Genomic DNA, 18809 nt, shown 5'->3' with positions numbered 1-18809 from the left:
TGTATCGGGTGCGCCGCGCCATTGGCAAGGTATCGGCGGAAGGAGGATGCGTAGATGCCCGTGCCGGAGTTCCGCAACGAGCCGCTCACGGACTTTACCCAGCCGGCCGCGCACCAGGCCATGACCGAGGCCCTGGCCCGGGTGCGGGCGGAGTTCGGCCGCCACTATCCCCTCTGGATCGGCGGCCGGGCGGTCGACACGCCGGAGCGCATCGTCTCGTACAACCCGGGCCGCAAGTCGGAAGTGGTGGGGACGGTGGCCCGGGCCGGCCGCGAGCACGCCGAGCAGGCCCTGGCCGCCGCCTGGGAAGCCTTCGGACCCTGGAGCCGCCTCTCGGCCGCCGCCCGGGCGGCCGTGCTGTTCCGGGCCGCCGCCATCATGCGCCGGCGCAAGCTCGAGCTGGCGGCGTGGGAGGTCTACGAGGCCGGCAAGACCTGGCCGGAGGCCGACGCCGACGTGGCCGAGGCCATCGACTTCCTCGAGTACTACGGGCGGCAGGCCTTGCGGCTGGAGGAACCGCAGCCCCTGACGCCCCTGGCCGGGGAGTTCAACGAGGCCTTCTACATCCCCCTGGGAGCCGGCCTGGTGGTGCCGCCGTGGAACTTCCCCCTGGCCATCCTGACCGGCACCACCGCGGGCCCGGTGGTGGCGGGCAACACGGTCGTCCTCAAGCCGGCCAGCAACACCCCCATCATCGCAGCCAAGTTCATGGAGATCATGATCGAGGCCGGCATCCCGGCCGGGGTGATCAACTTCCTGCCCGGCCCCGGCCCGGAGGTGGGCGACTACCTGGTGGCCCACCCGCGCACCCGGTTCATCAACTTCACGGGCTCCATGGAGGTCGGCCTGCGCATCTACGAGCAGGCGGCGCGCCGCCAGCCCGGCCAGATCTGGCTCAAGCGGGTGGTGGCGGAGATGGGCGGCAAGGACGCCATCATCGTGGACGAGAGCGCCGACCTGGAGGACGCCGCCAGCGGCATCGTCACGTCGGCCTTCGGCTTCCAGGGCCAGAAGTGCTCGGCCTGCTCGCGGGCCATCGTGGTCGACAGCGTCTACGATGAGGTCCTGCGCCGGGTGGTGGAGAAGACCCAGCAGCTGCGGGTCGGCCAGGCGGACGACCCGGCCACCCAGGTGGGTCCCGTCATCGACCAGGCGGCCTTCCAGAAGATCATGCGCTACATCGAGATCGGCCGCGGCGAGGGCCGGCTGGTGGCCGGCGGCCAGGGCGACGACCGGGAGGGCTACTTCATCCAGCCCACCGTCTTCGCCGACGTGGACGGCCGCGCCACCATCGCCCAGGAGGAGATCTTCGGGCCCGTGGTGGCCTTCATCCGCGCCCGCGACTTCGACCACGCCCTGGCCCTGGCCAACGACACCATGTACGGGCTGACGGGCTCCGTCTACGCCCGCGACCGGTACAAGCTGGAGCGCGCCAAGCGGGAGTTCCACGTGGGCAACCTGTACTTCAACCGCAAGTGCACCGGCGCCCTGGTGGGCGTGCACCCCTTCGGCGGCTGGAACATGTCCGGCACCGACGCCAAGGCCGGCGGGCCGGATTATCTGCTCTGGTTCATGCAGCCCAAGGCGGTCTCGGAAAGGCTGTAGGGCGCCGGCACCGGAACAGCGGGAAGGCCTGAAGCCCGGGGGGCGGGCACCCAGGGCAGGGATCAGGGGCGTGCCCGCCGGCCCCACCGGCTCCCCCGGGTCCTGCCCGGCGGGCTCCTGCCCGGCGGCCCCGCTCGGGGCGGGTGAACCGGCGGACCCGCAGCCCGCGCGGCCGGGTGGACCTGCGAGCACCGGAGGCCCGGTCGGCTACAAGCCGGGTCAAGGGACCGGCGGGGCAGGAGGATACGGGCATGGCATCGGGCGGTACCGCCGGGGCAGCCCTGGCTGCGGCGGTGCCGCCCGGCCCGCGACGGTGCCGCCCGGCCCGTGCCGGCCTGCAGCCGCCGGGCGGGCGTTTGCCCGCCCGGCGGTCGCCTGGCCCCGGCGGAGTCTTTGACGCTGGCAGCCGGTTCCGCCTATAATAGCGATAACGGTTGTATTTTTAGAACCGGTATCGAGTAGTTGGCCGAGCCGGGGGTGGCGGCGCCCCCGCCCGTTCCGTGGGGTGAGCCCGGTGACCATCCGCAGGATCCTGGAGACCCTGGCCCAGCACGAGTACCGCCTGACCTGGCAGCGGTGGGCGGTGGCGGCAGCGGTGGTCCTCAATCAGGACCGCCTGCTGACGGCGGAAGAGCTCTACTCCCAGCTCAAAAAGGATTGGCCGGACATCGGCCTGGCCACGGTCTACCGCACCCTGGACCTGCTGGTCGAGCTGGGGCTGGTGGACCGGGTGCAGGTGGGTGAAGGGCCGACGAAATACGGGCTCCGCAACGCCAACCTGGAGATCCGTCAGCAGCTGGTGTGCGAGTGCTGCGGAGAGGTCGCCCCCGTCGACGACCGCCAGCTGGAGCCGCTGTTCAAGCACCTGGCCCACACCAGCGGCTATCAGATCTCCGAGATCGAAATCAAGGTGACCGGCATCTGCCCGCGCTGCCGCAGCGCCGCACGCTCGGGCACGGCTTCCGGGGCCGCCGCTTCCCGGTCTCCCGGAGGCGGCAACACGGGAGCCTCCGCGGAGAGCGGGGACCAGGCCACCGCCGCCCTGCCGCGACCCACAGGAAGCCCGGCACCCGTTCTTCCCGACGAACCCGGCGCGGGGCGCGCCCAGGCGGGGGCCGGCGCCTAGCGCGCCCGCACCTGCGGGATGGCCGGTGGCACGACCTGCCGGCGCTGCCACAGGCGGCGTGGCCGCTCGGTGGCCACATGCCCCTGCCGCACCTCCCCGTGGGCCCCCGACCGGGCGGCCCGCCAACGGGGGCACGGGCCGCACCCACCGCCAGGCCACGGCGACGTGTGCCGCAGCATGGCGCCGGGTACGCCCCCAACGGGGGCACCGGCCGCACCCACCGCCTGGCCGGCCGGGTCCTCCGGCCGGCCTTGCCGTCGGGTGGCCGAGGTTCCCGAACAATGGCGGCGGCCGCCTCCCGGCGGCCGCCGTCGCATGGCCGGGCAAGCTTCCAAGACGCCCCGGGAAGGCGCCTTCTTTTCTGCGGCGGGATGCCGTCAAGACGCCGACGCCAGGCGCGGGATCTCCTCCACGGGGAACTCCAGCTCGATCAGCTCGCCACCCCGCAGCACCGTCAGCCGGGCCCGGTCGCCCGGCCGCCGGTACGCCAGCACCTTGCGGATGGTCCCGGCGTGGGTCACCGGCTGGTCGTCGGCGCGCACCACCATGTCGAAGGGCTTGATGCCCGCCCGCTTGCCCGGCCCGTTGTCGGCCACGTGGCCGACCACCAGGCCGCGGTCCACCGGCAGGGCGAAGAGCTGGGCCAGGGCGGGGTCCACCACGTCGGGCTGGCCCGAGAAGCCCAACCAGGGATGGGTGGCACGGCCGAACTCGATGATCTGGTTCACCACCCGGCGCACCACGTCGCCCTGCACCGCCAGGCTCATGCCGTGGGACCAGGGGATGCCGTTGACCCCGGCCACGGCGCCGTCCAGGGTGACCAGGGGCCCGCCGGTGTTGCCGGGGTGCATGGGCGCCTGGGTAACGATCAACCCGTCCACAGGAATGCGGTCGGGACGGTACAGGGTCATGTCCACGGTGCTGACGATGCCGAAGGTGGCGTTGAGCTGCAGGTTGAGAGGGTAGCCCGCGGCCACCACGAAGTGGCCCACCCGCAGCTCGGTCGTGGGCCGCCAGGTGGGAAGGGGCCCCGGGAACCGCTCGGCGAGCCGCAACACGGCGATGAAGTACACCGGATCCGACCCGACGACGGTGGCATCCACCTTGGTGCCGCCGGGCAGGGTCACCACCACCTCGACGGCGTCGTCCACCGTCTGGGCGTTGCAGATCACGTGCCAGTGGTCGAAGAGGATCCCCGTGCCGAAGGCCGTGGTCTGGCGCTTGCGGTCGGTCCCTGCCACGTGGCAGAGGAACGGCCGCACCCGCTCCAGGGTTTCGACAATGGCCGTCTCCCAGCCGAACGGTTGCATCATGGCGATCGCCCCAACCCGTCGAGCCCGGCGCGCGCCGGGCTTTCGCGAAGTTACCGGGCCTTGGAAGGGAGGAAGCGCTACCGGCCCCAATGAACCAAGGGGCGGCGCCGGCCTGTCTTGCACCGGTCACCGCCCCTGATGTGCGCCCGGCAGGAATCGAACCTGCGCAAGACGTGGCTCCGGAGGCCACCGCTCTATCCGCTGAGCTACGGGCGCATGCGCGAGCGCCGGTGGCGCCCGCCGCGCTACTCATTATACCCCGCTCCGGGCATGATGCCAAGGGCTGCCCCGGACAAGGCCGGGCTTCCGGAGCACCGCGATCCACAAGCCGAGGGCCGCGAGGCCTGGCGGCGGGCGCGCCGCGCGTTCGGGGGCCGGCGTGCCCTGCGGCCTGCCCGCCGGCGTACCGCGCACCCCGGCGACCGGGTTGCCTCGCCGCCCCGCAGGCACACCGAGCGGCCCGCGGGCGGCGGACCGGCAGGACTCGCCCTGCGGGACGGCCGGTGGCGGACGCGGCCGGATACGCCCCGCCTCCACCGCGCGGGCGGCTTCAACCTCCGGCGGCTCGCCGGCGGAAGGACGGTGAGGACCGGCCCGCCCTGGACGTGGCCCGGACGGGTCCCGTCCGGGGATGGGCGTTCCTGGCAGGGACTGCGGCGCCGGCGCCGAATCGTCTTGTCAGGCCTGGTTCCAGGCGCGCGGGTGCGGGATGGATCGCCCGCTGGGCCGGTCCAGCCCGGCGGCCCGGGCGGGCACCGATCCCGGCCGGCCACCTGCCCGGCAAGGAGGATGGAGCTCATGGCACCCGCAAGCGGGTTGCCGGTGCAACCGGCACATCCCGGCCGCCACGATGCCGGTGCAGCGCAGGGTCGCGCGCCAGCCGGCCACCATCACCACGGCACCGGTCATCAGCACGGTGATCCGCTGTTGCGCCGGCACGGCCAGCCCCGGGCCCACAGCTGGCTGGCCCAGCGGCCCACCACCTTCTGGGGGAAGGTCAAGCAGTTCGTCTGGGGCTTCCTCTTTTTCGACTGGTATCACGAGCTTCAACATGCCCGCTCCCAGTACAACGACGTGATGAACCTGGTGCTGTTCGGCGAGCTGTTGGGGATCCCGCTGATGAACTCGTCCATCGGGCTGCGGCTGCTGCCGTATGTCCTGCCCGACCTGGGCGCCTGGAAGCACCGGCAGCTGGAAGAGCACCTGGTCGAGGAGCATGCGCCCCACATCCATTAGGGGTCAGGCCTTGGAGCTTCGAGGAGCATGCGCCCCCTGAGGGTGCCCGGGGGACACGGCCCCGGGTGGAACCGGCGGGTGAGGTGAACCCCGTGCCCGAACCGCTTCTGGACCGCATGGCGCTGGCCGTGGCCGTCCTGCTGGTCCTGTGGTGGGTGGCCGGCCGGCAGTGGAACCGGCACCGGGCGGTCCAGCTCGCCCGGGTGGCCCGGGAAGCCATGGCCGCGCTGGGCGGCGACGTCACGCTGCGCGCCCTGGGTGGCGGCACCAGCGGCTTCATCATGGAAGTGGGCCGCCCCGGGCCGGGCATCCGCTCCGCCCAGATGCTGTGCCTCCTGGAGCCCCGCGATTTTCCCCTGGCCTGGGCCTGGACCCGCTGGCGCGGGCGGCGGGACCAGTTCATCCTGAAGATTGAGGCCACGGCGTCCTTGCGCCCGGCGCGCCTGGAGGGCCGGGGCGGGCCGGCGGGCGGATTCGGCCTGCGCCGGCTGCTGCTGGCCGCCACCCAGGCCGAAAGCCCCCATGTTCAGGTGAGCTTTGGTGTGGGGCCGGGCGAGGAAAGCGACATCCCGCGGGCCGTCCAGCTGGCGGCCGGGCTTGCCCGGGGCGAGCTGCAGCTGGCGGCCCGGGGACAGGATCCGGCTTGAGATGCCACTGCTCTTATCCCGCGGCCTGGTCTTCGCCCAGGCACGATGCCAGGAGGCGGTCTATGGCCTCGTAGCCTTCATCCAGCCGCACGCAGCGGCCCGAGGCCACCAGGGCCACCTGGCCGGTGCCGATGCCGTACCGGGTGGCCAGCCACATGCCCCTCAGGGAAGTCAGGGGAACGGTGACCACCTGCAGCCTCCAGCCGAAACGGTCCGCCAGGTGAGCCACCAGGGACTCCAGCTGCCGCTGCCGCGCCTGTTCCTCCGGCGGATAGTCCTGGGTCTGGTCTGCAGGCCACTCCAGGCCACAGCCCGCTCCCCAGCCCATGCCGCGCGGGCACATCTTGTAGATGAGGGGAAACAGGCCGACGATCTCCACCCGCAGGGGACGTCGCCGGCTCTTCCTGTCCAGGGTCGCCACTTTCCCGTCCCTCCCTGGCACACCGGCTTGGCCCCGCCCGCGCCGGATTCCTTAATGGCACCGCCACTCCGCCAGCAGGGCCTCCCAGGCAGCCTCCAGGTCGCCCGGCTCACCGCCTGGCGCCGCTTCCAGGCGGATGTACAGGCGGCGGCGAGTGAAGCTGCACTCCAGCACCAGCGCGCGGGCCGGCCGCCATCGCCCGGGGAACCCGCGCCGTACAGCACCTGCGGCCCACCAGCCTGGGTGGCCGTCCAGCAGGCAGCTACCCGTGGCGTCGATCCGGCCGAGCCCCCAATCCCTGGCGGCGGGGCGGCCACCGCCCCTCTTTCCTGATGCCCTTGCCTGCGCTCCGCCCTTTCCGGGCCGGGGGCCGGCGCTCCGCCCGCCGCGCCCCGCTGCCGACGCCGCCTCCGCCGCCGGCGTCCCGGGGCCGGCGGCCACCGCTCCGGCCGGCGTGACCTGGAGGAAGAGCTCCGCCCGCAGTGCCGCCCTGCCCCCCGTCCCGGTCCGGGCAGCCAGCCACCAGTGGCCGCGGCCCGCCGTGGCCCAGCTGACGCCATCCCGTACGTGCCAGCGGTCGACTTCGGGGGGGAAGGCTCCGTCCCCCAGGCGCCATCCGGCCGGCACCCCCAGCAGCAGCAGGTTGCACGTGCCGAAGACCACGCTGCGGACGGCCAGCAGGTGGGGCCGGGCGGCGTCCAGCCCGGCCCCCTGGGCCCCCGCGCTCACCCGGTCACCTGGGCCAGGGCCCAGTGCTGGTCGGGATCGAAGAGGTCATCCACCGCCTGCTTGAGGGCCTCCAGGCCGTGCACCTCGCTCTTGTACAGGGGCAGGAAGGCGCGGACCAGGTCGCCCAGTTCCCGCTGGATCTGCTCCAGATAGCCCGCCTGCTCCTGGTACTTGTTCAGAAGGTACTCGTCGCCGCTGGCTTTCTCCACCTCTTCGCCGCGAATGACACCGTTGACCAGGACCCCGCCCACGGGAATGTCATAGGCGCGCACCATCTTGATGAAGCGGGTGACCACGGAGATGGGCAACGCCAGGGGCAGGGTGACGAAGAAGAAGGCGGTCAGGTTGGGGTCGACCAGCAGCCGCTTGACCGCCTTGAACCGCTCGTCCATGGCGATCAGGTCGGCCAGCATGGGGTCCTTCTTGACTTCTTCCATCACCTTTTCCTTGCGGAAGCTCAGCTGCACCCGTAGCGAGAGCGCCTCCTTGCGCGACTCGATCATCCGCTGTAGCCACAGGCCGTAGATCTTGGACAACCCGATGAGCCGCACGGCGTTGGCCACCGCCGCCGTATCGAACACCAGGATGTCGTACTCCTGCCCTTCCCGCAGCATGATGTCGACCATCTTGTCGAACATGGCCGACTCTTCGAAGGCTGGGTTCGTCACGGCGATGTCGACGAAGGGCTTGGCATCGACGGGGATGTCCGCATACTTGAGGAATTCCTTCACCCGCTGGCCGATGTTCTCCCGGTAGCGGGCCACCACGTCCGAGGCATCCACCTCGACGGCATGGAGGTTGGGTACGCCCTGTACCGGGCGCACCTGGCCGCCCGACAGGTCCTGGCCGAACACGGACGTCAGCGAATGCACGGGGTTCAGGCTGGCCAGCAGGGTGCGCTTGCCCTGCTCGGCAAAATGGTACGCCAGGACGGCGGCACAGATGGTCTTGCCCACACCGCCCTTGCCGCCGGTGAACACGAATTTCAACTGGGGGTGCTCCTGCAAGAAGGCTCCGATGTGCTGCACCCGTGGTCACTCCTTTGCGGCTCCCCAGACCCCGCCCCGGCCCCGGCCGTCAGGCCTCCAGGGCGATCTCGCAGTTCATCAGGTAGCGGGAAGCCTGCTCGATCATCTCCAGCCCCTTGGGCTCCCGGGTGAACATGGGCACCACCGATTGCACCCGGTCGCCGAACTTGCGGGCAATGTCGGCCAGGTGCTGCTGTTGCATCAGGACCCGGTTCCGCAGGTACTCCGACGTGCCGGGGCGATCCAGCAGCTCCCGCGGGTACACCTGGTTGACCACCAGGCCGGACATCTCCATGCCCAGGGCGTGGAACATCGCCAAAGCCCGCTCCGTGTCCAGGATCGCCATCTTTTCCGGGATCAGCACCATGAAGAAGGCGGTGCGGCGGCGGTCGGTGATGAGGTCGGTGAAGGCCTTGATCTTGTTGCGGATGTCGATCAGTTCCTGCATCACCGCGTCCTCATGGCCCTTCTCGCCCTTGAGGGTCGCGGCAATGGCATCGTACTCGGCCACCTTGGAGCGAGCCTCGGTGATCTTCTCCACCCATTTGGAGAGAATGTCCGCCATGGCCACCATGCGCACCCCGTGGCCGAAGGGCGGCATGTCGAAGATGTAGATGTCGTATTCGTGGGCCGCCACCAGCTCGGCCATGGCATCGTAGGTAGCGGACTCGTACATGGCCGGCTCCGCGGAGGTGGAGTCGATGTACTCCTCGATCTCCCGCGGCACCTCGTCCAGGCCGTACATGTCCTTGATCTTCTGTTTCACCGACGCCTGGTAATCGGCCACCCGGCGGTCCGCGTCGATCTCGACCACGAACAGGTTGGGGGCCACCTCGATCTCGCCCAGGCCGTAGAAGTTGCGCTCGAAGATGTCGCTCAGCGAGGCCTGGGGGTCGGTGCTGAAGAGCAGCGTCCGCTTCTTCTTCACCTGGGACATGTACCAGGCCAGGGACGAGCTGGACGTGGTCTTGCCCAGGCCGCCCTTGCCGGCAAAGATGACGATCTCCACGTCGGGGTGCTCGTTGAAGTACGACTCCAGTCCCCGGGGCCGTACCAGGGTGGGCATGCCTCCACTCCTCCCTTTCAGCGTCTCCGGCGGCACCGGCGCCAGGCCCTCGCCAGGAGTCCCGCTCACCCTCAGTAGATGGCGTCGGTGAAGTCCCGCTCCCGGAAGACCCGCTGCTTCCACGACTCGATGTTGGGCACGGCGTACGGCAGGATGCGCAGGCTGTAATAGGGCGGCAGCACGGGGATGCCCAGCATGTCGCCCAGGGTGATGAACATGAACAGATGCTCCAGGTGCATCCGGGTGCGCAGCGCCGCCGTGACGTTGCCGTGGCTCGCCATGCCGTACATGACGCCCCGGAGCTTGGTCAGGAACCCGGCCTTCTGCTCCTTGCGGGCGCCGTTGGGCGGCCCGTCCTTGCGACCCAACATGGGCATGCGCCTCCTTTGTCGACCTTGGCCCGGCCCGGCCGGTGGAACCGGCCCGGCCGCCGGCACGGATGGCGGATCCGGCGGCGGGCCCTGCCCCCGTGGCAGGGCCCGCCACGACGGCCGCCTAAGGTGCCGGTCAGTCGCCCGGTGCCGCCTGCGGCTGGGCCAGCAGGCCCGCCTTGGCGCGGCCGTACGCCTGCAGCGTCAGGATCGCCATCCGCAAGCCGAGGACGAAGAGCACCACGCCGATCAGCACCGACGCCCAGTCGATGATGTTGGCGACGGTGGGCGCCAGGGTCTTGAGCGGGTCCTGGGTCAGCGTCTTGGCGGGCCCGCCCAGGGCGGCCTGGAGGAAGCGCACCCTCTGGACGGCGATGGCCGCCAGCGTGGTGACGATCATGAACAGGGCCGGGAGCAGGGTGTAGCGGCTGGGCGCCTTGACCCGGGCCAGGTGGATGGTGATCAGCATCAGGGCCAGGCCGGCCAGCAGCTGGTTCGACCCGCCGAAGAACAGCCAGATGTTGTTCCACGAGCCGCTGACCGCCATGATCCACGGCAGCAGCAGGCCGATGAAGGTGGCCACATGCTTCTGGGCGAGGATGCTGTCCCCGAACACCTCGACGGAGACCAGGCGCCAGAAGCGGGTGACCAGGGCCTGGACGGTGATGGCGTAGATGACCAGCACCGTACCGAAGAACACGCGGATGGCGTTGTCGGACATGAAGGCGCCGAGGATCGGCTTGGTGATCAGCGTCGCTCCGAACACCCAGGAACCCACGCTGGCGCCGCCCAGCTCGGCGATGCGCTCCGGGCTGAGGACCATGTAGGAGGCCAGGGAGACCAGCGCCAGCAGGCCCTCGCCCAGCATGGCGCCGGCGCCCACGGGGTGGGCGTCGGGCTCGATGTCCAGCTGCTTGGCGGTGCTGGACGAGCTGACCAGGCTATGCCACCCCGAGATGGCACCGCAGGCGATGGCGGTGAACAGTACAGGCCACATGGGGTTGCCACCGGCGGCAAAGCTGCCCTTGGGCCCCCAGAAGCCCACGTACGCCGGCTGCGCCAGGGTGACCCCGGTCAGGGGGGTGACCAGCGCGCCCACCAGGATCACCAGCACCGCGAACATGGCGGGGAAGAAGGACACGTAGTTGAAGGGCTGGATGAAGGTGGGCAGCGGCAGGATCGAACCCACGTACAGGATGACGCAGCACAGCGCCGCCCAGAGCCAGACGTTGAAGTTCAGCGCGCCCTGGGCCGTCAGGTTGAACTTCACCGCTTGGCCGAGGCTGGTGGAACCCAGCCAGAAGGACAGGATCATCAGGGCGAAGGCGATCAGGGTCACCGCACCCACGTTCATCCGGCGCTTGTACAGCAGCTGGCCGCAGATCACACCGGTGAGGATGATGCCAGCGGTGGCCACGAACGACCCCGCGAAGGTGTTCCAGAAGACGGCGATCAGCTGGATGAAGGTGGCCGAGAGGATCAGCAGGTAGAACAGGATGAAGCCCAGCAGGGTACTGCGTCCCGCGGCCCCGGTGAACTCGTAGGTGATCGGGCCGAAGGACCGCCCCTGGTTGCGCACCGACAGCATGATGGCCCCGTAGTCCTGGAGCCAGCCGATGAAGAAGTTGCCGAAGATGATCCACAGCAGGGCGGGGACCCAGCCGTACTGGATGGCGATGAAGGGTCCCAGGATGGGCCCCAGGGCGGCGACGCTCTTGTACTGGTAGCCCCAGAGCACGTAGCGGCTGACGGGGAAGTACTCGACCCCGTCGGTGTACATGTGGGCCGGCGTGGTGCGGTTGGGGTCAGGCCGCCAGACCGTGCGGTCGTACCAGCGCCCGTATCCCCAGTAGGCGATGCCGTAGGCGATCAGCGCCAGCACCACGAACATCGCCGGCGAGTTGAGCATGGCCCTCTCCCCTTTCCCCTCGAGCCGCGCGCCGCCCGCGGGCGCGGCTCCTGCGGGCGATGCCGTCTTGCCACCTTCCGCGGGCCGGGGATGATGACGGGCCATGACTCCTGCTGGGATCGACCGCCCGCCGGCGACCCGGTGCGGGCCGCCCTGCCGGCGCGGGCCTTGAGCCGCAACCGGCGGCGGGACGGCGGCGGATCGCGGCCTGGGTGGGGGCCGGCGATGCCGCCCGGCGGCGATGAGCCCGCGGAAGGCGAAACTCCGGGCTCCGATACCGGCCCCCAGGGTGCATCCCGGCGGCATTCCCCGGGTGGCCGGCGCGGGCCCGGACCTCAGGCTGGTGGTCTCAAGCGCCGGTCAACCGCCCCGCACCAGCCGGACCGGCCCGAGACCGGGCCCGCCGGCAGCCGGTGCCGGGCGACCTTCCACCTCCCTGCCTGGAGCCCCGGCCGGCGATCCCTCCCCCAGCGGGGACCGGCGGCGGGGCGCCTTTCCCGTCTCAGGACCCGACCGGTTCGTGCGAAACCGGTGCCCTGGTCCGGTTTAGCGGTGGATTTCGTCGAGCGGAAGGAAGTTCCTGCTCCGCGGGGGTCCGGACAGCTCGCCGGCCCCGCCCCCGTCAACGGAGGAGCCACCATACGGGCACGCCCGCCAGACCCGCCCCCGCCCTCTCCTGGGGGCCGAAGCCGGCCAGGTTGGCCGGCAGAACCACCGGGGCAGGCACGGGTTCTTCCAGGTGCCGCAGGAGCTCCCGCCGCACCCGGGCCAGTTCCGCCGCCAGGCGGGGCGGCACCTGGTGGTCCCCCTGGAGGCCTGCGGGCATGATGACCGGCCCGGTCGCCGCCGGGGCCCAGGTAGTCACTCGGGCCCAGGCCCGGGCCCATCGAGGCGGCGCCGTCAGGGTATCCCAGGGGAGCAGCACCCAGCGGGTGCCGGCCCGCCGGCCGGCAGCCTCCACAAGAGCCTGCAGGTGCTCCGGGTCCCGGGCCGTCACGCCCTGGAGGACCGTGCCCCACAGGGCTGCCACGGCAGGAGCCGGCACCGGCGTGACTAGCACCCGGGGTGCCGGGTAGCGGCCGGCCGGTCCGGCTTCCGCCCTGCGGAGCTCGTCGCCGTCCAGTTCGTCAAGGTCTGCTAGGTAGGTTATGGTATAACGGTCCGGCACGAGCCGGCCGGCGGACCGGGGAGGGACCGAGCCGCCGCCCGGGGGACGCAGCCCGGCGGCCGGCAGCAGCCAGCGGTCCCCGGGCTCCCACGGTACGGCGGGGCGGGGGGAAGCCTGACGATCGGCCATCATGCCATCATCCTTCCCGTTCTGTCATGGCGGTGCCGCCGCCCCTCGCCGCGGTGCCGCCGCCCGGTTCCCCGGCCGGCCGGGCCCCCGGCGAAGGGCCACCGCTGGAGCAGGCCGCTCCGGCGGCCGCCGGGGCGGTGGTCCCGGGCCGCAGGCCGCGCAGGCAGGCCGGCCACGGCTTCTTCAGCCGCCGGCCGGCGCAACGCCGCCTGCCGGCACCGCGGGCGGCTGCCGGCCGTCCCGGCTGCCCCCGGGACGGCGGGGGTGCCCGTAACAGCCCGCCCGACCGGGAACCTGTTTTCAGCATGGTGCCGGTCCGCGGCACAGGCAAGGACCGCGGCGCAGGAAACGCCGGCCCGGCTGCGAACCTTCACGGGGAGGTCGAGGCCATGTTCCAGAAGATTCTGATCGCCAACCGCGGCGAGATCGCGGTGCGCATCATCCGGGCGTGCCGGGAGCTGGGCATCCGCACCGTGGCGGTTTTCTCGGAGCCCGACGAGGACGCCCTGCACGTGGCCATGGCCGACGAAGCCTACTGCATCGGCCCGGCCCCGGCCACCCGCAGCTACCTTCACATCCCCAGCCTCATCGAGGCGGCCAGCAAGGCCGGCGTGGACGCCATCCACCCGGGCTACGGCTTCCTGTCGGAAAACGCCCACTTCGCGGCCGTTTGCAAGACGTGGGGGATCGAATTCATCGGCCCGCCCCCGGAGGCCATCGAGACCATGGGGCTCAAGTCCCTGGCCCGGGAGGCCATGCTGCGGGCGGGCGTACCCGTGGTGCCCGGCAGCGAGGGTACGGTGGAGGATGAAGACGAGGCCCTGGAGATCGCCCGGCGCATCGGCTACCCGGTGCTGGTCAAGGCGGCGGCGGGCGGCGGCGGCCGGGGCATCCGGGTGGCGCGGAACGAGCAGGAACTGGCCCAGGCCATGGCGTCGGCCCGGCGGGAGGCCGAATCGACCTTCGGCAACGGCGCCGTCTACCTGGAGAAGTTCCTGGAGGAACCCCGCCACATCGAGATCCAGGTGATGGCCGACAAGCACGGCCACACCCTGCACCTGGGCGAGCGGGAGTGCTCGGTGCAGCGGCGCCGGCAAAAGCTCATCGAAGAGGCGCCTTCGCCGGTGATGACGCCGGAGCTGCGCCAGCGGATGGCGGAGGCGGCCGTCCGCGCGGCCGAGGCGGTGGAGTACGTGGGCGCAGGCACGGTGGAGTTCCTGGTGGACCGGGACGGCAACTTCTACTTCATCGAGATGAACACCCGCATCCAGGTGGAGCACCCCGTCACCGAGATGATCACGGGCATCGACCTGGTCAAGGAGCAGATCCGGGTGGCCGCCGGCGAACCCCTGTCCTTCACCCAGGAGGACGTGGCCTTCCGGGGTTGGGCCATGGAATGCCGGATCAACGCGGAAGACCCCGGCAACCGCTTCCTGCCCTCCCCCGGCACCATCACCGCCTGGGAACCGCCGGCCGGTCCCGGCGTGCGCCTGGATGCCGGCTTCCGGGCCGGTTCGGTGGTCCAGCCCTTCTACGATTCCCTCGTGGGCAAGCTGATCGTCTGGGGGCGCGACCGGCAGGAGGCCATCGCGCGCATGCAGCGGGCCCTGGCGGAGTTCCACATCGACGGGATCCGGACCACCATCCCCCTTTACCAGGAGATCCTGCGCCGCGACGACTTCCGCCAGGGCCGGTTCCACACCCGCTGGCTGGAGGAAGAGGTGCTGGCCGGACCGGCAGGCTAGGCGAGCCATCGAGCCGGGAAAGAGAGCCGGCGCCCGGCGGGTTCGACCCGCCGGGCGCCGTGTTGCGACGGATACCGTGCCGTGCCTTTTCCCGGGCAATGGGATCCTGAAGAACCCGGCCGGCGGGCGTCCCCTGCCGGCCCGGCCCCGCGGGCATGCAGCCCGGGGATCAGCGCTTGGAGAACTGCGGCGCCTTGCGGGCCTTCTTGAGGCCGTACTTGCGGCGCTCCTTGACCCGGGGATCCCGCGTCAGCAGCCCCGCCTGCTTCAGGGGCTTGCGGTAGGACTCGTCCACGCGGAGCAGGGCGCGGGCGATGCCGTGCCGAACGGCCCCTGCCTGGCCGGAGATGCCGCCGCCGCCCACCCGGGCAAGCACGTCATACTTGCCCAGGGTCCCCGTCACCTTGAGGGGGCGCTCCACTTCGGCTCGCTGGGCAATGGTGGGGAAATACTCCTCCATGGGGCGGCCGTTGATGATGATCCGCCCGTCTCCCGGGATCAGGCGGACCCGCGCCACGGCCTCCTTGCGCCGCCCGGTGCCCCAGTAAACGGCTGTGGTCGCCACCTTCTCACCTCGCTTCCCGCCGAACCTGTGCCACACGCCCATGCCGTCCTCGTCGCGTGCTCGCAGCCGGTCGCACCAGGTCACCCCGGAGGGTGACCACCGGCCGGACCCGCTCCAGCCGTGGGTCCGGGCCGATTCCGCCCGTCATGGCGGAGTACCGGCCGGCGGGCCCGCGGCCCTGGCGGAGCCGGTTAGCCGTCCTGGCCGGCAGCCGCGCCGCCGTCCCAGACCGGCGTGCCGTCGCTACGCAGGACCAGGGGGCGCGGCTGCTGCGCCTGGTGAGGGTGCTCCGGCCCAGCGTAGACGTGCAGCTTGCGGAATTGCCGGCGCCCCAGGGCGGTGCGCGGCAACATGCGCCGCACGGCCAGTTCGACCATCCGCTCCGGCCGGGTCTCCAGCAGGCGCCGCGCCGTTACGGCACGCAGGCCGCCGGGGTAGCCGGTGTGGCGGTAGTAGACCTTCTTGTGGAGCTTTTCGCCCGTCAGGCGCACCTTGGCAGCGTTGACGACGATGACGTGGTCGCCCGTGTCCACGTGGGGCGTATAGATGGGCTTGTGCTTGCCCCGCAGGATCTTGGCCACCTGGCTGGCCAGACGGCCAAGGGGCACGCCCGCAGCGTCGATCACATACCACTGCTGCTGCACGTCCTGGGGGCGGGCCATGAAGGTGGTCCGCATGGTGTTGCCTCCCGTCGTTCCGGTCCCGGGGCGAAATCAAGAAAGGAGCCCGCGGCGCCGCCGGGGCCGTTATGACGCCAGGAACCCGATAAAAACAGCATTTTCTATACTAGCCGGAGGTCTCCCGGCTGTCAAGGGAACACGACGCCGGGCGTATCAAGGCCGGGAAAGGCCGGGCGGGGCGCCGGGCCAGGGAGGTCCCTCCGCCACCCAGTCGTCGTACTCCACCCGCCACAGGACCAGGCCGTGGGCCGGCGCCGTGGGTCCGGCCAGCTGCCGCCGGCCCGTGGCCAGCAGCATGTCCACGTGGCCGGCGGGCCAGCGTCCCCGACCGATCTCCACCAGGGTACCCACGATGCCGCGGGCCATATGCATCAGGAACCCGTCGGCTTCCAGCACGATCCGCAGCAGCGGGCCGTGTTCCTCCAGGCGGCAGCGATAGAGGGTGCGGCGGGTATTCCGCACCGGAGATCCCGCCGCCTTGAAGGCCGCAAAGTCGTGGCGGCCCTCCAGGCGCCGGGCCGCTTCAGCCATGGCCGCCACGTCCAGGGCCAGCGGCAGATGCCACTGCCACCGCCGGTGCAGGGGGTCCGCCACGGGCGCCCTCCACAGGTGGTACACGTAGGTCTTGCGCCGGGCGGCGTACCGGGCATGGAACCCCGCCGGCGCCTCGCCGGCGGCGACGGCCGCCACGTCGAGCGGAAGCAGGCCGCGCAAGGCCGGTACCAGGCGTTCCGCCGGGAAGGGGCGGGCAGTCTGCCAGTGGATGACCTGGGCCCGGGCATGCACGCCGGCGTCGGTGCGGCCGGCGGCGGTGACCCGCACGGGATGGCCCAGCAGCCGGGAGAGAGCCTCTTCCACCACCTGCTGGACGGTGCGCCGGCCGGCCTGGCGCTGCCAGCCCGCGAAGTCGGTGCCGTCATAGGCCAGCACGGCCCGCAGCGTCCGCTGGCCGGCAGGCACCTGGCGACACCCGGCACCTGGGCCGGCGGGTGTCTTCTGGGCTCTGGCCGCGCCCGGCGCCCGCCCCGGCGGCGTGATGCCGGGGCGACGGGGTTGGCCGCGCCCCGCCTCGGGCGGGGGAGCCGCAGCGGCCCTCGCCCCTGCGTCACCGGGCAGGGCGCCGGGACTGCAGGGGCCGGGCTCGGCGCGGCAGCGTTCGTCCTGGTGGCGCTGGTCCCAAGGTCCCGGCATCCCTCTACCGCCCCCACCACAGGGTCATCCCAAACAGGACGGTGGCCAGCGCCACGGCCATGGCGTCGGCCCGCCCCGGCCGCAGCTCCCGGTAGCGGGTGCGCCCCGCACCGCCGCGGTAGCCGCGCGCCTCCATGGCCAGTGCCAGGTCATCGGCGCGGCGGAAGGCGCTGACGAACAGGGGGACCAGCAGGGGAACCAGCGCCCGCAGCCGCTGCACCGGCCCGCCGCGGTGGAACCGGGCGCCCCGCGCCAGCTGGGCCTTCATGATGCGGTCCGCCTCTTCCGCCAGGGTGGGGATGAAGCGCAGGGCAATGGTCATCATCATGGCCAGCTCATGGGCAGGCACCCTTCGGCCCAGGCGCCGCAGCAGCGCCTCCAGCCCGTCGGTCAGGGCGATGGGTGAGGTGGTCAGGGTCAGCAGGGAGGCGGCCGCGACCAGCAGCAGCAGCCGGACCGCCAGGCGCAGGCCCAGCTCCAGTCCCTGGCGGGTCGCCACCAGCGGTCCCAGATGGACCAGGGGATCACCCGGCACGGCCACCAGATTGAGCACCAGGGTGAGCGCTGCCAGCCAGGCCATGGGCCGCAGGCCGGCCACCAGGTAGGCCAGCGGCAGCCCGGCCACCAGGGTGCCGGCCAGAACCAGGGCCGCCAGGAGCCCGTAGGCGGCCCACTCCCGGACCAGGAACAGCACCACGGTGTAGCCCGCCAGCAGGGCGATCTTGGTGCGGGGGTCCAGCCGGTGGACGAGGCTTTCACCGGGGACGTACTGGCCGACCAGAGGCTCGGGGATCACGGGCCTCCCTCCTCCGCCACGGGCGGCCCGGGGATCGCGGCGGGCCCCGGGTCGGCCTCCCTGCTCTCCTCGGGAGCCCGCCGGTCGCCGGCCCCGGCCTCGCCCGCCGGGCCCCCCGGCGTCCCGGCATCTCCGCTCCTGGTCCGCGCGCCCGATACCGGGGCGCTCGCCCCGTCAGGGGCGGAGGGGCGACCCTCCCCGCCGGCCACGGGCCCCAGCAGGTGCGCCACGGCCAGGAGCTCAGCCTCGGTCTCGTCCAGGCTCACGCGCCGGGGGTTCACCGGCAAGCCCCGCCGGGCCAGCTCGCCCAGCAGCCGGGCCGTGGCGGGCGGCCGCAGGCGGCACTCCGCCAGCAGGGCTTCATCCGCCAGCACCTCGCCCGCAGGGCCGTCGGCCACCACCCGTCCGTCCCGCATCAAGACCACGCGCCGGGCCAGGGCGGCCACCTCGTCGACATCATGGGATACCAGCACTACCGTCAGCCCCGCGTCCCGGTGGAGCCGGTCCAGCAGTTCCACCAGGGCTGCTCGCCCTTGGGGGTCCAGGCCCGCGGTGGGTTCGTCCAGGACCAGGGTCCGGGGCATCATGGCCAGCACACCGGCGATGGCCACCCGCCGCATCTGGCCGCCACTCAGGCTGAAGGGCGAGCGGTGGGCCAGCTCCGGATCCAGGCCGGCCAGGGCCATGGCCCGCTGGACCCGCGCGGCCACCTCCTCCTCGGCCAGCCCCAGGTTCCGCGGTGCGAAAGCGATGTCGTCCCATACCGTTTCGGCGAAGAGCTGCTGCTCGGGAAACTGGAAGACCAGGCCCACCCGGCGGCGCGCCTCGGCCAGCCGGTCGTCGCGGTCGCGCCCGGGCGCCCAGAGATCCAGGCCGTCCACCTCCACGCGCCCGCGGGTGGGACGCAAGAGGCCGTTGAAGTGCTGGACCAGGGTGGACTTGCCGCTGCCGGTGGGCCCCATGATGGCCACCCTTTCCCCGTCTGCGATGGCCAGGTTGACCCCCTTGAGGGCCTCCCTGGCGGCATAGCCCGCACCGCCATAGACGTGAACCAGCCCCTCGACGCGAATGGCCATGGCCCCTC

The 18809-nt window shown here is 71.9% G+C and carries 18 protein-coding genes and 1 tRNA gene; 5 read left to right on the top strand and 14 right to left on the bottom strand.

Annotated elements, in window-relative coordinates; genetic code table 11:
• Positions 1–54 precede the first annotated feature (54 nt).
• Entirely contained in the window at positions 55–1605 is a 1551-nt protein-coding gene (pruA, locus tag THESUDRAFT_RS01250; RefSeq protein ID WP_006902885.1) for an L-glutamate gamma-semialdehyde dehydrogenase, read from the top strand.
• A 514-nt stretch (positions 1606–2119) separates the two neighbouring features.
• A complete protein-coding gene (locus tag THESUDRAFT_RS01245) occupies positions 2120–2731 on the top strand; it encodes a Fur family transcriptional regulator (protein ID WP_006902884.1) in 612 nt (203 codons plus the stop codon).
• Between the two features lie 377 nt (positions 2732–3108).
• Here THESUDRAFT_RS01245 and THESUDRAFT_RS01240 read toward each other — a convergent pair whose 3' ends face one another.
• Together THESUDRAFT_RS01240 and THESUDRAFT_RS01235 are read right to left on the bottom strand one after the other, a co-directional pair.
• Positions 3109–4044: a S1C family serine protease gene (locus tag THESUDRAFT_RS01240; RefSeq protein WP_051009216.1), complete on the bottom strand. Its 936-nt coding sequence runs from the start codon at positions 4042–4044 to the stop codon at positions 3109–3111.
• A 141-nt stretch (positions 4045–4185) separates the two neighbouring features.
• Positions 4186–4260: transfer RNA gene (locus tag THESUDRAFT_RS01235), tRNA-Arg, on the bottom strand.
• 582 nt (positions 4261–4842) lie between these two features.
• On the opposite strand from THESUDRAFT_RS01235, the gene THESUDRAFT_RS01230 reads away from it, so the two are divergent.
• Positions 4843–5280: a DUF7990 family protein gene (locus THESUDRAFT_RS01230; protein WP_006902883.1), complete on the top strand. Its 438-nt coding sequence runs from the start codon at positions 4843–4845 to the stop codon at positions 5278–5280.
• A 92-nt stretch (positions 5281–5372) separates the two neighbouring features.
• On the top strand, positions 5373–5927 hold the full coding sequence (locus THESUDRAFT_RS01225; RefSeq protein WP_006902882.1) for a hypothetical protein: 555 nt from the start codon (positions 5373–5375) through the stop codon (positions 5925–5927).
• A gap of 13 nt (positions 5928–5940) precedes the next feature.
• Here the strand turns inward: THESUDRAFT_RS01225 and THESUDRAFT_RS01220 are convergent, their stop codons facing one another.
• The 7 genes from THESUDRAFT_RS01220 to THESUDRAFT_RS01190 form a co-directional block, all read right to left on the bottom strand.
• Positions 5941–6348 carry a hypothetical protein gene (locus THESUDRAFT_RS01220; RefSeq protein WP_006902881.1) on the bottom strand — a complete coding sequence of 136 codons (408 nt, stop codon included), beginning with the start codon at positions 6346–6348 and terminating at the stop codon, positions 5941–5943.
• Between the two features lie 51 nt (positions 6349–6399).
• The gene (locus tag THESUDRAFT_RS01215; RefSeq protein ID WP_006902880.1) at positions 6400–7077 is read right to left on the bottom strand and encodes a hypothetical protein; all 678 of its coding nucleotides are present in this window, start codon (positions 7075–7077) and stop codon (positions 6400–6402) included.
• The gene (locus THESUDRAFT_RS01210) at positions 7074–8105 is read right to left on the bottom strand and encodes an ArsA family ATPase (protein ID WP_006902879.1); all 1032 of its coding nucleotides are present in this window, start codon (positions 8103–8105) and stop codon (positions 7074–7076) included. Before THESUDRAFT_RS01210 ends, THESUDRAFT_RS01215 begins: the two co-directional genes overlap by 4 nt.
• 49 nt (positions 8106–8154) lie before the next feature.
• Positions 8155–9171 (bottom strand): ArsA family ATPase, encoded by a 1017-nt coding sequence (locus THESUDRAFT_RS01205; protein ID WP_006902877.1) that lies wholly within the window; start codon positions 9169–9171, stop codon positions 8155–8157.
• A 71-nt stretch (positions 9172–9242) separates the two neighbouring features.
• A complete protein-coding gene (locus tag THESUDRAFT_RS01200; RefSeq protein WP_006902876.1) occupies positions 9243–9542 on the bottom strand; it encodes a DUF7990 family protein in 300 nt (99 codons plus the stop codon).
• 136 nt (positions 9543–9678) lie between these two features.
• A complete protein-coding gene (locus THESUDRAFT_RS01195) occupies positions 9679–11556 on the bottom strand; it encodes a carbon starvation CstA family protein (RefSeq protein ID WP_242823201.1) in 1878 nt (625 codons plus the stop codon).
• 517 nt (positions 11557–12073) lie between these two features.
• Positions 12074–12751: a hypothetical protein gene (locus THESUDRAFT_RS01190; protein WP_006902874.1), complete on the bottom strand. Its 678-nt coding sequence runs from the start codon at positions 12749–12751 to the stop codon at positions 12074–12076.
• A 386-nt stretch (positions 12752–13137) separates the two neighbouring features.
• Between THESUDRAFT_RS01190 and accC the strand changes: the two genes are divergently transcribed.
• Positions 13138–14493 (top strand): acetyl-CoA carboxylase biotin carboxylase subunit, encoded by a 1356-nt coding sequence (accC, locus tag THESUDRAFT_RS01185; RefSeq protein ID WP_006902873.1) that lies wholly within the window; start codon positions 13138–13140, stop codon positions 14491–14493.
• A 169-nt stretch (positions 14494–14662) separates the two neighbouring features.
• On the opposite strand, the gene rpsI is transcribed toward accC, so the two are convergent.
• The 5 genes from rpsI to THESUDRAFT_RS01160 all read right to left on the bottom strand — a co-directional run bounded on the left by rpsI (position 14663) and on the right by THESUDRAFT_RS01160 (position 18801).
• Positions 14663–15100: a 30S ribosomal protein S9 gene (rpsI, locus tag THESUDRAFT_RS01180; protein WP_006902872.1), complete on the bottom strand. Its 438-nt coding sequence runs from the start codon at positions 15098–15100 to the stop codon at positions 14663–14665.
• A gap of 149 nt (positions 15101–15249) precedes the next feature.
• The gene (gene rplM, locus THESUDRAFT_RS01175) at positions 15250–15735 is read right to left on the bottom strand and encodes a 50S ribosomal protein L13 (protein ID WP_006902871.1); all 486 of its coding nucleotides are present in this window, start codon (positions 15733–15735) and stop codon (positions 15250–15252) included.
• A 156-nt stretch (positions 15736–15891) separates the two neighbouring features.
• The gene (truA, locus tag THESUDRAFT_RS01170) at positions 15892–16698 is read right to left on the bottom strand and encodes a tRNA pseudouridine(38-40) synthase TruA (RefSeq protein WP_242823200.1); all 807 of its coding nucleotides are present in this window, start codon (positions 16696–16698) and stop codon (positions 15892–15894) included.
• Between the two features lie 235 nt (positions 16699–16933).
• Positions 16934–17725: an energy-coupling factor transporter transmembrane component T family protein gene (locus THESUDRAFT_RS01165; RefSeq protein ID WP_006902868.1), complete on the bottom strand. Its 792-nt coding sequence runs from the start codon at positions 17723–17725 to the stop codon at positions 16934–16936.
• The gene (locus tag THESUDRAFT_RS01160) at positions 17722–18801 is read right to left on the bottom strand and encodes an energy-coupling factor transporter ATPase (RefSeq protein WP_006902867.1); all 1080 of its coding nucleotides are present in this window, start codon (positions 18799–18801) and stop codon (positions 17722–17724) included. The genes THESUDRAFT_RS01165 and THESUDRAFT_RS01160 overlap by 4 nt, the downstream gene beginning before the upstream one ends.
• Positions 18802–18809: the final 8 nt, after the last annotated feature.

Origin of the sequence: Thermaerobacter subterraneus DSM 13965, assembly GCF_000183545.2 — a bacterium.
Classification (GTDB): domain Bacteria; phylum Bacillota; class Sulfobacillia; order Thermaerobacterales; family Thermaerobacteraceae; genus Thermaerobacter; species Thermaerobacter subterraneus.
This window is presented reverse-complemented; position numbering and strand designations above follow the sequence as displayed.